This window comes from Fusobacterium perfoetens (assembly GCF_021531595.1).
Lineage (GTDB): Bacteria > Fusobacteriota > Fusobacteriia > Fusobacteriales > Fusobacteriaceae > Fusobacterium_B.
This window is the reverse complement of the sequence record NZ_JADYUD010000010.1, coordinates 26,162-39,426: the sequence shown is the minus strand read 5'-3', so window position 1 is coordinate 39,426 and position 13,265 is coordinate 26,162. Positions and strand designations below refer to the sequence as shown.

Below are 13,265 nucleotides of genomic sequence, written 5' to 3'. Positions count from 1 at the left end.
AGGAGGGGACTATGAAAAAAGTAACTAAAGCAATAATTCCAGCAGCAGGACTTGGTACAAGAGTTCTTCCGGCTACAAAAGCACAGCCTAAAGAAATGCTTGTAATAGTAGATAAACCTTCTCTTCAATATATTGTAGAAGAGCTTGTTCAATCAGGAATTGAAGATATTATAATTATTACAGGAAGAAATAAAAATTCCATTGAAGATCATTTTGATTATTCTTTTGAGCTTGAGGAAACTTTAAAGGAAAAAGGAAAAGAAGAACTTCTTGAAAAAGTAACTCATCTTTCTTCAATGGCAAATATATTTTATGTAAGACAAAACCATCCTCTTGGACTTGGACATGCTATCTTAAAAGCAAAACCTTTTATTGGAGATGAACCTTTTGTAATAGCTCTTGGAGACGATATTGTTTATAATGATAAAACTGCTACAAAACAACTTATAGAAACTTATGAGAAATATGGTGGAAGTATTCTTGGATGTCAAGAAGTGCCTGAAGATGATGTATCAAAATATGGAATAGTAAAACCTGTAAAAGTCCTTGATGAAAGAACAACAGAAATAGAAGATTTTATTGAAAAGCCATCAAAAGAGGAAGCTCCTTCAAGACTTGCCTGCCTTGGAAGATATCTTTTAAGTGGAAAAATATTTGAATATCTTGAAAAAACAGAAGCTGGAAAAGGTGGAGAAATTCAGCTTACAGATGGTATTTTAAAAATGATGAAAGATGGAGAAAAAGTTCTTGCTCATAACTTTATAGGAAAAAGATATGATATAGGTAATAAAATAGGACTTCTTAAAGCTAATATTGAATTTGGTCTTAGAAATGAAGAGACTAGAGAAGAATTAATTAATTATCTTAAAAATGAACTTATAATAAAATAAATTTTTAAATAACAAAAAATATTTTAATATTTAAAAACAAACGAAATAAAGACCTAAATTATTTTTGAATTTAGGTCTTTTTTCATTTTAAAATATATGGTAAAATATTTTCATTGTTTTTTATTTTATAAAAAACAATGAAGTTATATAATTAGGAGGAATTACTTTGCCATTTTTTATTACTATTTTAGTTGGATTTATAGGGTCACACATTGCTCTCAAATTAAAATTTCCTGCAGGAGCTATGACTGGTTCTCTTTTTGCAGTAGCTATATTTAATATTATCACAGGAGATGCTTATATTCCACAAAATATTAAAATTATAACTCAAATAAGTACAGGAACTTTTATTGGAGCAAAAATAACTTCTGCAGATATTAAAGGACTTAAAGATATTTTTTTTCCTGCTATTTTCCTTGTAATTTCTATGGCCATTTTTAACTTTATAATGGGATTTTTTATTTATTATACAACTAATATTGACATAGTAACTGCTCTTTTTGCAACTGCCCCTGGAGGAATTACAGATATGAGTATATTATCCTACGATTTTGGAGCTGACTCTTCAAAGGTTGCAATTCTTCAGCTTATTCGTGTTATTTCAGTATTAGGATTTTTTCCTTTTTTCATAAAATTTTTAGTTAAAAAATTTGACAAAGCTGGGCAAAATAAACCTTCTTCTTATAATGGTATCAATGTAAATACAAAGAAAAAGCTTCCTTTTTCTATTATGTTAAAAAAATCTCTTATTACTGTTTTTATTGGAGTAATAACAGGACTTTTAGGATTCTTTTTAAAAATTCCTGCTGGTGCTATGAGTATTGCTATGACGGGAACTGCCCTTTACAATATTTTTTCAAATAATGCTTATATGCCTTTAAAATTAAGACAATTTATTCAAACTTTTGCTGGTGCTCTTATTGGAGCAAAAATGACAATGGCTGATGTTATAAGTTTAAAAAGTATTGCTATTCCTGTTTTAGTTGTTATTATTGGTTTTTCTCTTATGAACTTTATACTTGGAATGTTTATTTATAAAATTACAGATTTTTCTGTACAAACTTCTCTTTTTTCTGCTGCTCCTGGAGGAATTTCTGATATGTCAATTATTGCAGGAGAGCTTGGAGCAGATACACCAAAAGTTGCTGTTATGCAATTTTGTAGACTTGTATCAGTAATAGCATTTTATCCTATACTAATTAAAATAATTTCAACATTTTTTTAGAAAAATTTTTAATATAATATATTTTTTATTTATTATTTTCACATTTTTCTATTTTTTTTACTAAAGCCCCTTGATTAATCATGATTTACAAATTATAATTAATTATACAAAAAATTTCGGAGGGGATAATATGGAGAAATTTAAGTTAATAGGATTAGAAATGAAATATTTTATTCCTATAACAATTATTTTAATCGTAGCAATAATTTTAGGAAAATTGCCGCCAGGAATGTTAGGAGCCTTTCCTTTAATGATGATAATAGGAGCTGTATTAGATTATATTGGAAATAAAACTCCTCTTGTAAAAGATTACTTAGGAGGAGGGCCTATTGTTATAATCTTTGTATCTGCTGCTTTACTTTATTTTAATATACTTCCTGCCAAAGAAGTAAAAATTATAACAGATTTTATGATTTCACAGCGCTTCTTAGATTTTTACATAGCTGCTTTAATAGTTGGAAGTATTTTAGGAATGAATAGAAAACTTTTGATAAAAGCAGCTGTTGGTTATCTTCCAGTCATTCTAGGAGGAGTTCTTGTATCTCTTTTACTTACTGGAGTAGTTGGCGCTCTTTTAGGTTATGGTTTTAAAAAGGCAATATTTTATATTGCTATTCCTATAATGGGTGGTGGAATGGGAGCAGGTGCTGTACCATTATCTCAAATATTTGGACAAGCTTTAAATAAAGAACCAAGTGAATTACTATCTGTTATGGTTCCAGCAGTAGCTCTTGGAAATGCACTAGCAATTGTTTCCGCAGGACTTTTAGACAGAATTGGGAAAAAATATAAAAATCTTTCAGGAGAAGGAAAACTTTTAAAAGTTCAAGATGATTCAATGTGTCAACAAAAAGAACTTTCTGTTCCTACTTATAATGAATTGGGAATAGGTCTTATAATCGCTACTACATTCTTTATTTTAGGAAATATTTTAAGTAAATTTATCCCTATTCATTCTTATGCTTTAATGATTATATCAGTAGCTATTGCTAAAATATTAGGTATTATAAATGATTATTATGAAGAATGTTGTGCAAAATGGTTTAACTTTATAATGAAAAATTTTACAGCAGCTCTTTTAGTTGGAATCGGAGTAGCTTATACAAATCTTGGAGAGGTAATTTCTTCTTTCACACCTATATATCTTTTATTAGTAGCAACAACAGTAGTTGGAGCTATTATTGGGACTGCAATAGTAGGGCATTTAGCCGGATTCTATGTAGTTGAAGCTTCAATAACAGCTGGACTATGTATGGCTAACATGGGAGGAACAGGGGATGTAGCTGTAATGTCGGCCTGTCATAGAATGGAACTTATGCCATTTTCTCAAATCTCTTCAAGAATTGGAGGAGCATTTATGCTATTGTTAACTTCTCTATTAATTAATTTATTATAAACCACTTGAAATAAATTATTATTTTATATAAGTTTATTTTTTAATTTTATTATATCAAGGATTAATTTTTATTAAATATAAAGATTAATCCTTTTAATTTCTTTAAATTTTATTTTTTATAAAAAAAATGCATTTAAAAACTTAACTTTTAAGCTTTTAAATGCATTATAAAATTAATAATTAAAAATATATTATTTCTTTTATATTTATAATCTTATATTTTTAGGAATAGTTCCAAATGCAATATCTTTTCCTGCTGAAATTGATGAAATTAAAGATAAATTTAAAAGGAATTTATCTTCTTTTTTATTTTCTATCAACATAAAATTATCTTTTACCTCTAATATTTTTACATTGTAATATACTTTTTTACTGCACACAATATCATAGACTTCCGTATTAAGTTTTTTTAATAATTCTAGCATAATAATCCAGCCTCCTTTAATTGAGTATACTTAATTTTACCTTACAATTTTTGTTTTTTCAATAGAAGTCCTGAAATTTTTATTAAAAACTAATTTTATTCTGATTGAATATAATTTTTTTCTCTTATTCCTCTTTTCTTTATCCATAAATATCCAACTAATGTCATTATAAAAACCGTAAAGTCTGCTAAAGGAGGAGTAAGCCAAACACCATAAATATTAAATATTTTAGGATAAATAAGGATTCCTACAACTACAAAAAAGAAACTTCTTCCAAAAGACATAAGATTTGAAATTAAAGCTTTTTCCATTGATTGAAGATAAGAAATATTTATAAAGTTGACTGCTAAAAATACCATTCCACTTGTATAACAAACTAATCCTGAAGAAGCAAGTTTTACTAATTCTTTATTATTTTCAGTAAATACAGCAACTATTTCTTTATTAAAAATATTTACTATAAATATTATAATTACAGCTATTACTAGTGCTGTTCTATGCCCAAGAAGAAATATCTTTTTTAATCTATCTTTTCTTCCTGCCCCATAATTAAAACTTACTATTGGTTGAATTCCCTGTGCTAATCCATTAAATAACATTCTGAAAATATAAAATACATAAGCTACTATTGAAAAAGCTGCTACTCCTATTTCTCCTGTCATTTGCATTAAAACAATATTAAATAATAAAGTTACTATTGCTATAGCAAATTCTATAATAAAAGATGGAAATCCATTTATTATAATTCTTATTATAATCTTTATAGAAAACTTAAGTTTTTTCTCTATCTTTATATCTGATGTTCCATTATAAAAATGAAGCCATAAAAAAATAAATGAACATACTTGTGATATTCCTGTTGCTGTAGCTGCTCCCCACATTCCCCACTTAAATACAATAATAAATAGAGCATCTAATAATATATTTATAAGTGCTCCTAAAATCATAGCAAACATAGCATGTTTTGGTGCATTATCATTTCTTACTACAGCATTAAGCCCCATAGAAAGCATAAAAAATATATTAAACCATGCACTTGGAATAAGATAAGCTCTAATATCATTATATAAAATATCATTTCCACCTAAAAAGAAAATCAATTCTTTTTCAAATAATATAACTGCCATAAGAGCTACTATATAAGTAAAAAATGTGAGCAAAATTGTATGAGTAAAAATTCTATTTACCTCTTGATTTTCCTCTTTTCCTCTGGCAATTGAGATCATTGTTGCTCCTCCCACACCAAACATAAGACTCAATCCCACTAAAAAATTTGTAATCGGATAAGCTATATTTATAGCAGCAAGTCCATTGCTTCCTATTCCTCTTCCTATAAATATTCCATCTACAATTACATATAAGGCACTTACCATCATTCCTGTAACTGCTGGAAAAGAAAAATAAAAAAATAATTTTCCTATACTGTCTCTTTTTAAATCTACACTAGACATTTTTTCCTCCAGTTTATATAATCTATATTATAAATTATATATTTTAAATTCAATAAAATCAATTTTTAAATTATATCATTTAATATAAAAATAATTTTATATTAAAAAAGAGGAAAATAAAAGCAAATTTTTATAGATCTATAATCTATAAACTTACTTCTATCTCCTCTGGAAAAGTATTTAAAATCTAATTTTTAATTTTAGAAAAACTTAAATAATCCTGCTCCTATTCCACCACCTATATAAGGTCTTATCACAGGAGTCTTTCTTGTAAAATCAACACCAAGCCCAACACCTATTCCTGCTCCTGCTCTTGGTGTTACTCCTGAACATCCTCCTAAAATAAAAAGAAGTAGTCCTATTGTAATCAATTTTAATTTATTCATAAAATTCCTCCTTATTTATCCAATACATTTATAAAAAACTTTTAAATGTTACTTTCTAAATATTATTATATTATATCTAAGAAAAAATTTTAAGAATAATTATGAAATTTTTTCGTATATATAAAAATAGACGGACTGCTATATAAAATAAGCAACAGCCCGTCTGAACTATTTTAATTATCTGTTTACGCTTTCTTCTAACATTTTTCCAGCTTTAAATTTAATTACTTTTTTAGCTTCAACATTTACAGCTTCACCAGTTCTAGGGTTTTTACATACTCTTGCTGCTCTTTCAGAAACTTCAAATTTTCCCCATCCAGTAAAAGTAACTCCATCTCCATTTACAAGAGCTTCTTCAATTGTTGCTAAAAATGCCATAGCTTTTTTTTCTGCATCAATTTTTGTCTCAAATCCACCTTTTTCAAAATAAAGATTAACAAATTCCTTTTTAGTCATTTTTCCCTCCTCATTGTTCTTTCTTTCTGTAAAAATACCTTCTAGTAAAGGTTATATCATATTTCACAGTCTCTTGCAATGAGTTTTTTAATAAAATCATAAATTTACTTAAATAAGTCAAATATAGTACTTCTTTTTTATGAAAAAATTTATTTTTAATATAAATTTACAGACAAGTAACAAAAAAATAAAAAGATGATTTTAAAATTATTTTTAATTTAATCTATCATCTTTTTATCATTATTTTCAATTTTAGAAATTTTGTTCTAATATCTGTGCAAGTTGATCTGGACATGAAGTAGATTTTGCACCACATCTTATTCCTCTAAGTTTTCTCTTTACTTCTTCAACTTTCATTCCTTTTATAAGGCTTGCAAGTCCTTTGGTATTACCATCACAGCCACCTAAAAATTTAATATCTTTAATTATTCCATTTTCTACTTCTAATTCTATTCCTCTTGCACAAACTCCTGATGTTCTGAACATTGTCATAAATATCACCCCTAAATTTTTATAAAATATAATTATTTTTATTTGTTTTACATATAAAGAATTACTCCTAAAATACCTGAACCTATTATAAGAGGAATAACTCCTATATTCCATTTAAGAGAAAGAATTATAGATAATATAAAAATTATACAACTCTTAAAATCTATAAAATTTTCAGGCTTTAACAGGGAAAGCCCTGCAGCAAGAATAAGCCCTAAAACGACAGGTCTAAGTCCTTTAAATGCTCTTTCCACTACAATTGATTTTTTAAATTTATTTAAAAATATCACTATAAGAGACAACACAAGAAAAGAAGGCATTACAACTCCTAATGTTGTAAACAAAGATCCAAAAACACTGCCTGTAACTCTATATCCTATATATGTTGCTGAGTTTATTGCTATAGGTCCAGGAGTTATTTGTGAAAGTGCTACTATCTCTGTAAATTCACTTGTAGTTATCCATTGAAACTTTTCAACTACATCTTTCTGAATAAGAGATAGAATTGCATATCCTCCTCCAAAACTAAATAATCCTATTCTAAAAAATACATAAAAAAGCTGAAAGTAAATCATTTTTTACCTCCTCTTTTTTCTATATTCTTATCTTTTATTTTAAAATAAACATTTCCTAAAATCATTGCAAAAATAATAACAACAATAGGAGATACAGGAGTATAAGCTACAAGAATACCTACTCCCAGAGGAATTATTGCTGTTTTCATATTAATTTTTGTACTCTTTGCCATTTTTATAACAGATATAAAAATAAGAGCCACTGTTACCGGTTTTATTCCATTAAAAAATGAAATAAATATTTTAGAATCTCTCACTCCTGATAAAAAAGTTGCCAAAGCAAGAATCATTAAAAATGATGGAAGAACAGCTCCTAAAGTTCCTGCTATCGTTCCAAAAGGGCCTGCTATTTTATTGCCCGTAATAATAGCTGTATTAACTGCAAGTATTCCTGGTGCTGACTGTGCAACTGCAAGACCATCTACAAATTCTTCATCATTCAGCCATTTTTTCTTATCAACAAGAGCTTCTTTTATAAGAGGAACCATTGCATAACCTCCTCCTATAGTAAAAGCTCCTATTTTAAAAAATACAAGGAATAATTCAAAATATACACTTTTTTTCATATACAATATCCCTCTTCAAAATAAAATAGATACATAATAAGTTCAATAATGATTATAACATATATCTATATATTTTAAAATTTTTCTTTAATTATTTTATAAAAAAAGTTAAAATTCTCTACTAATTATGATATACTATTTAATAGTGTAAAAATAAACAGTATTTAAAGTGAGTGAGGAAAAATGAAAAAAGAAATACTAAAATATGTTAAACTTATGAGTGGACTTATATTATGTTCTTTCGGAATAGTCTCTATTCTTAATTCAAATTTAGGACTTTCTCCGTGGGATGTTCTTAATCAAGGGCTTAACAAACAAATTGGAATTACTTTAGGTCAAGCAAATATAGCTGTTGGATTTATTGTAATATTTATAGGTCTTTATTTTAAACAGCCTCTTGGCAGTGGAACAATTTTAAATGTAACTTTTGTAGGACTTTTTGTAGATTTATTTATATATCTTGATATAATCCCAGTCGGAAATACATATTTTCAGCAGGCTCTTCTTTTTGCTGAAGGAATAACTGTTTTTTCTCTTGGAAGTTATATGTATATATCTACAGGATGTGGTTGTGGACCTAGAGACGGACTTATGGTTGTCTTTACAAAAATGACAGGTTTTCCTCTTGGAACAGTAAGATTATGCCTTGAAGCTATGGCTCTTACTTTAGGATATTTTCTTGGAGGAAAAGTTGGAATAGGAACTGCTGCTTTTTCTCTTACCGCAGGATATATCATTCAATTTTTCTTCAAAATTTTTAAAGATGATGTCAAAAAAATTGAACATAGAAGTATTGTTTCTGAAGTTAAACTTCTTAAAGCATATTTATTTAAAAACTCAATAAAAGCAACTAAATAGAATTATAAAATAAAAATCTCTGATATTTAAACAGAGATTTTTATTTTTATATTAGTTATTCCTTGGAAAACTCATTAAATTTTTTATATAACATTTTAAAGCTTCTCTTTTTAATCCAAATTTATCAGTCTTTGTTATATAAGGGCTATCAAATAAAATATTAACAATATTCATAGACTTATTAAATTCATTCAATTCCTTATTAGTCAGCTCTAACTTTTTTTCCTCATTATTTTCATAATAGTGAAATGCTATTTTCCCTATATTTATAATATCAAAATATAATTCTTTTCCATCTTCAAGAATAACATCTGGCTTTAAAAATTTTTTGTTTGTATCTTTTTTCTTTCCTTCTGAAATACTTTGACATAATATTTCTTTAGAAGTTTTTAAGACTTTCACAAACTTAGAAATTTTAGATTCAGGAATAAATGAAATTCCTTCTTCTATCTCTTCTATTTTCTTCTTTGTTTTATAACCTGTAAGTTCTGCAAGTTGCTCTTGAGAAAAACCTTGTTCTTCTCTTAATCTTTTTACTATATTTATTTCTTCTGTAGTCTCATTTAAATCACTTCCATTATCTTCTTCCTGCCTGCTTTCAATAAGACTAGCTATATAACCTGAACTTATATTAAAATATCTTGCATAAGCCGAAAGATAAATTCCTGTAGGAGTTATTTGACCACTTTCCCATTTTGAAATCATATTTCTATTTATTTTTAAATCATATTCTTTATTAAATATTTCACAAAGCTCCTCTTTAGAAAATCTTTTTTCCAGTCTCAGTGTCCTTAAAATTCCGTTCTTACTCATTTGATGCCTCCTTTACACTCCTGCTATTTTACTATTTTATCAGTTAAAATTCAAATAAATTTTCCCGATAAAATAAACAACTTATAGAAAACATCAATATCATTTCTAATTTATTTTTTATATAAAATATTAAATTAAAATTCTTAATAAATATTTTATCTTTTGAAAATAAAATATTTTTATTTAATTGCTATAATTAAAAATAACCTTAATGCTTGAACAAGTACTAAGGTTATTAAAATTTTCTATAAATTCAAGATTATTGTATTATCCTAGAAGTTCAAGGAAAGCTTCTAATCTTATTTTTACTTGTCCTGAATCAGATAAAGAATAATCTGTTTCAAGAGCAAGATAAGGTATTTCTTTTTCTTTCATTACAAGTTTTTTAATGTTATATGCCTCAATATTATATGTGTGGCATGCTTGAAGAATTACTTCAACAACACCATCTATTTTATATTCTTTTATTACTTGTTTTAAAAGTTCTTCTCTTCCTTTATTAGGAGTCATTACAGAACATGGAATATTAAGATATTTTTCAGCTATTGCATCAATTGGATCTATATCTTCTCTCACAAGTTCTTCTAAGTTTTTCATACCACTGCAACTTTCATATGCAACTACAACTGCTCCCATTTCCTCTATAGGCTTTGCTACTTTATCAATAACTCCTCCCATAGGACAACCTGTAATAAGAATACGAGGAGCTGATGTAGGTATTTTACTTTCTCCTCTTTCATGAATTTTTTTAAGTTCTTTTATCATTTCTCTTATTCTTGCATTTTGTTCTTCTTTATCAAAAGTAAATTTTGCTCCATCAAGAACTTTATACATATCATATCCAGAAATAGGAGGAGGTACAAGTTTTCCTAGTGAATATAATTCCTTTAAGACTCTTCTTTCCTCATTACATAATTTTATTGCAGATTTCAGTTTTTCATCATCAATAACTACACCAAATTTTTCTTCCATTTTTTTTATAAATGCTTTTATCTCTGATTTCCAAAGTTCAAGAGAAAAACTATTGTTTTGAGAATTTGGAAGGTTCATAACATAAGTATCTTTTAATTCTCCAAGTAATTCATACATTTTTTTCTTTCCATCACAAGTAGTTTCACCTATAATTAAATCTGAAAAATACATATAAGGACATTTATCAGTCAGTGCAAAACCATAACTTGCTTTAATAAGTGGACATAAATTTTTAGGAAGATGTCTTTCTGCATCTGGAATAGTTTCTTCACTTGAAGCACAAAGAGATACAGGGTATGCCCCTGCTGCATATATTACTTCCTTAGGAGTGTATGTACAGTAAGTTCCTACAACATTTTTTCCAGCATCTTTAAGTTCTTTTACTTTTAAAAATCCTTGTCTTCTGGCATCGGAAAAAGTTTCAAAATTTTTAGGTAAATTATTCATTAGTTTTAGTTCCTCCATTAATATATTTTAATTTATTTTTTTATTTTTCCTGCTACAACAGCTGCTCCAACAGCTCCTGCATATCTTCCCATTTCATTTGTTACAACTTCACTTTGAAGTTGTTCCCTTAAAAGAGAAAGAATATATTTATTGCTGCTAAGTCCTCCTGTAAGGAAAAAAGTATTATTTTTTCCATGTTTTTTGCATAATGAAACAACTCTAGTCACAACTGAATTTATAATTCCAAAAGCAATATCTTCTCTTTTTTCACCACGCCCTATAAGGCTTATAACCTCTGATTCTGCAAATACTGTACACATTGAAGTTATTTTTACATCTTTACCTTTTTCTGCCAATTCTGTTAATTCATCTATTGACACTCCCAAAGTATTTGCCATAACTTCAATAAATCTTCCTGTTCCTGCAGAGCATTTATCGTTCATAGTAAAATCTGAAACCATACCATCTTGTATAGTTATAATTTTAGTATCTTGTCCCCCTATATCAATAACTGTACAATCTTTATCATAAAAATAATATGCACCTGCTCCATGACATGTTATCTCAGTTACAGTTTTATCTGCAAAAGGAACTGAAATTCTTCCATATCCCGTTGCAACATACTTTGAATTTCCTTTATTATAACCTTTCTCATTTAATTTTTTAAAAATATTTTCAGCAGTTTCAACACTGCTCCATCCTGTAGGCATAACAAAATAATCAATAATGTCATTTTTTTCCATAACAGCTACTTTAGCTGCAGTAGATCCTATATCTATTCCTATCTTATACAATTTTTCCTCCTAAAATTTAGTTTTTTTAGCTGTAATTTCTTTAAAAAAGGCTACCATAAATGGTATTGAACACAAAGCATTTAAAACATCTGCTATTGGCTGTGTTATTTGTATACCTGTAAGCCCAATTGTCTGTGAGAGAATCAAAATAACTGGAATAAAAAATATTCCTTGTCTTGCTGCTGAAAGAAATGTTCCTTGCCATGATTTTCCTACCATTTGCAATGTCATATTTGAAACAACAATCATTGGATGAATAGGAAGAGCAAGACACTGAGCTCTAATAGCAAAAGTTCCTATTGCAATTACAGCCATATCTTCTTTCCTAAAAAATTCCATTATATTCTCTGCAAATATAAAACCTAAAACAGCAAAAGATGTCATCACAAAAGTACCTACTTTACCAGTAAAAAAGATAGCTTCCTTTACTCTATCGTATTTTCTTGCTCCATAATTATATCCTACAACAGGCTGAAATCCTTGTCCTAAACCTATCATAGCAGACATAGTAAACATAAATATCCTTCCCACTATTGACATAGCTGCAACAGCAGAATCTCCATAAAAAGCAGCATTCACATTTAAAACTATAGTAGCAATACTTGCTAAAGCCTGTCTACATAAAGAAGGAAGACCTGTTTTTATTATTAAAAAATATGTCCCTATCTTCTTTGAAATATTTTTTACACGAAGCTTCGTAGTACTTTTTCCTTTTATGAAACATGATAACAATAAAGAAAAACTTACACATTGACTTAAAAGAGTGGCTATAGCAGCTCCTGAAATTCCTAATTTAAATACAAAAATAAAAATTGGATCTAAAACTATATTAAGAATTCCACCAAAAGTAATCCCTACCATAGAAAGAGCCGCTTTTCCCTCTGAACGAAGAATATTATTCATCACAAATGAGGCACACATGATAGGAGCTCCAAAAAGAATATATTTTGCATAATCCCTCGCATATGGAAGAATTGTTTCTGTAGCTCCTAAGTTTCTCATAAGTATATTTATAAAAATAGTTCCTGTAATAGTAAGAATTAACCCAAAAGTTATAGCTGAAAAAAATCCAGTAGATGCAATCATATCTGCATCCTTATTTTTCTGTTGTCCTAAAAGTCTTGAAATGTTACTTCCAGAACCCATCCCAAGTCCAAAACCCACAGCTTGTATTACAGCCATTAAAGAAAAAACTATTCCAACTGCTCCTGCTGCACTTGTTCCTAACTTAGCAACAAAAAATGTATCAGCCATATTATATATTGAAGATGTTAGCATACTTATAATTGTAGGGACAGCTAATGAACTTACTAATTTAGGAATAGGTGTTTCTGTCATTTTTAAAAATTGTATCTGTGAGTTATTTACCATAATTCCCATCACGCCTCCTTCCCTCTTAATATACCTATATTATGACAAAATTTTTTTAATCTGTAAATAAAATATAAATATTAAAAATAATCTTTTATAATTAAGGACGCGGCGGCACTGAAAAATTTTTCAAAAACAAATATCTCTT

At 27.8% G+C, this 13,265-nt stretch carries 15 protein-coding genes; 4 read left to right on the top strand and 11 right to left on the bottom strand.

Annotation, left to right across the window (positions count from 1 at the left end):
- Positions 1 to 11: 11 nt before the first annotated feature.
- The 3 genes from galU (at position 12) to I6E17_RS07005 (ending at position 3,511) form a co-directional block, all read left to right on the top strand.
- Positions 12 to 890 carry a UTP--glucose-1-phosphate uridylyltransferase GalU gene (gene galU / locus I6E17_RS07015; protein WP_235236364.1) on the top strand — a complete coding sequence of 293 codons (879 nt, stop codon included), beginning with the start codon at positions 12 to 14 and terminating at the stop codon, positions 888 to 890.
- Positions 891 to 1,056: 166 nt separating this feature from the next.
- Positions 1,057 to 2,115: an AbrB family transcriptional regulator gene (locus I6E17_RS07010; protein ID WP_235236363.1), complete on the top strand. Its 1,059-nt coding sequence runs from the start codon at positions 1,057 to 1,059 to the stop codon at positions 2,113 to 2,115.
- Between the two features lie 130 nt (positions 2,116 to 2,245).
- Positions 2,246 to 3,511, top strand: a complete 1,266-nt coding sequence (locus I6E17_RS07005; protein ID WP_235236361.1) for a 2-hydroxycarboxylate transporter family protein — start codon at positions 2,246 to 2,248, stop codon at positions 3,509 to 3,511.
- A gap of 206 nt (positions 3,512 to 3,717) precedes the next feature.
- Here I6E17_RS07005 and I6E17_RS07000 read toward each other — a convergent pair whose 3' ends face one another.
- The 7 genes from I6E17_RS07000 to I6E17_RS06970 all read right to left on the bottom strand — a co-directional run bounded on the left by I6E17_RS07000 (position 3,718) and on the right by I6E17_RS06970 (position 7,862).
- On the bottom strand, positions 3,718 to 3,936 hold the full coding sequence (locus I6E17_RS07000) for a hypothetical protein (RefSeq protein ID WP_235236360.1): 219 nt from the start codon (positions 3,934 to 3,936) through the stop codon (positions 3,718 to 3,720).
- Between the two features lie 95 nt (positions 3,937 to 4,031).
- Positions 4,032 to 5,387: an MATE family efflux transporter gene (locus I6E17_RS06995; protein WP_235236358.1), complete on the bottom strand. Its 1,356-nt coding sequence runs from the start codon at positions 5,385 to 5,387 to the stop codon at positions 4,032 to 4,034.
- 200 nt (positions 5,388 to 5,587) lie between these two features.
- The gene (locus tag I6E17_RS06990) at positions 5,588 to 5,773 is read right to left on the bottom strand and encodes a hypothetical protein (protein ID WP_235236356.1); all 186 of its coding nucleotides are present in this window, start codon (positions 5,771 to 5,773) and stop codon (positions 5,588 to 5,590) included.
- 177 nt (positions 5,774 to 5,950) lie between these two features.
- Positions 5,951 to 6,229, bottom strand: coding sequence for an HU family DNA-binding protein (locus tag I6E17_RS06985; RefSeq protein ID WP_235236354.1), 279 nt, complete (start codon positions 6,227 to 6,229; stop codon positions 5,951 to 5,953).
- A gap of 252 nt (positions 6,230 to 6,481) precedes the next feature.
- On the bottom strand, positions 6,482 to 6,721 hold the full coding sequence (locus tag I6E17_RS06980; RefSeq protein WP_235236352.1) for a TIGR03905 family TSCPD domain-containing protein: 240 nt from the start codon (positions 6,719 to 6,721) through the stop codon (positions 6,482 to 6,484).
- A gap of 47 nt (positions 6,722 to 6,768) precedes the next feature.
- On the bottom strand, positions 6,769 to 7,296 hold the full coding sequence (locus I6E17_RS06975; protein ID WP_235236350.1) for a chromate transporter: 528 nt from the start codon (positions 7,294 to 7,296) through the stop codon (positions 6,769 to 6,771).
- Entirely contained in the window at positions 7,293 to 7,862 is a 570-nt protein-coding gene (locus I6E17_RS06970) for a chromate transporter (protein WP_235236348.1), read from the bottom strand. Before I6E17_RS06970 ends, I6E17_RS06975 begins: the two co-directional genes overlap by 4 nt.
- Before the next feature lie 183 nt (positions 7,863 to 8,045).
- Between I6E17_RS06970 and I6E17_RS06965 the strand changes: the two genes are divergently transcribed.
- Positions 8,046 to 8,720, top strand: a complete 675-nt coding sequence (locus I6E17_RS06965; protein ID WP_235236346.1) for a YczE/YyaS/YitT family protein — start codon at positions 8,046 to 8,048, stop codon at positions 8,718 to 8,720.
- 51 nt (positions 8,721 to 8,771) lie between these two features.
- Here I6E17_RS06965 and I6E17_RS06960 read toward each other — a convergent pair whose 3' ends face one another.
- The 4 genes from I6E17_RS06960 to I6E17_RS06945 form a co-directional block, all read right to left on the bottom strand.
- Positions 8,772 to 9,533: a helix-turn-helix transcriptional regulator gene (locus tag I6E17_RS06960; protein WP_235236344.1), complete on the bottom strand. Its 762-nt coding sequence runs from the start codon at positions 9,531 to 9,533 to the stop codon at positions 8,772 to 8,774.
- 267 nt (positions 9,534 to 9,800) lie between these two features.
- On the bottom strand, positions 9,801 to 10,952 hold the full coding sequence (locus I6E17_RS06955) for a double-cubane-cluster-containing anaerobic reductase (protein ID WP_235236342.1): 1,152 nt from the start codon (positions 10,950 to 10,952) through the stop codon (positions 9,801 to 9,803).
- Between the two features lie 32 nt (positions 10,953 to 10,984).
- Positions 10,985 to 11,746 carry an acyl-CoA dehydratase activase gene (locus tag I6E17_RS06950; protein ID WP_235236340.1) on the bottom strand — a complete coding sequence of 254 codons (762 nt, stop codon included), beginning with the start codon at positions 11,744 to 11,746 and terminating at the stop codon, positions 10,985 to 10,987.
- Positions 11,747 to 11,755: 9 nt separating this feature from the next.
- The gene (locus I6E17_RS06945) at positions 11,756 to 13,126 is read right to left on the bottom strand and encodes an MATE family efflux transporter (protein WP_235236338.1); all 1,371 of its coding nucleotides are present in this window, start codon (positions 13,124 to 13,126) and stop codon (positions 11,756 to 11,758) included.
- Positions 13,127 to 13,265: the final 139 nt, after the last annotated feature.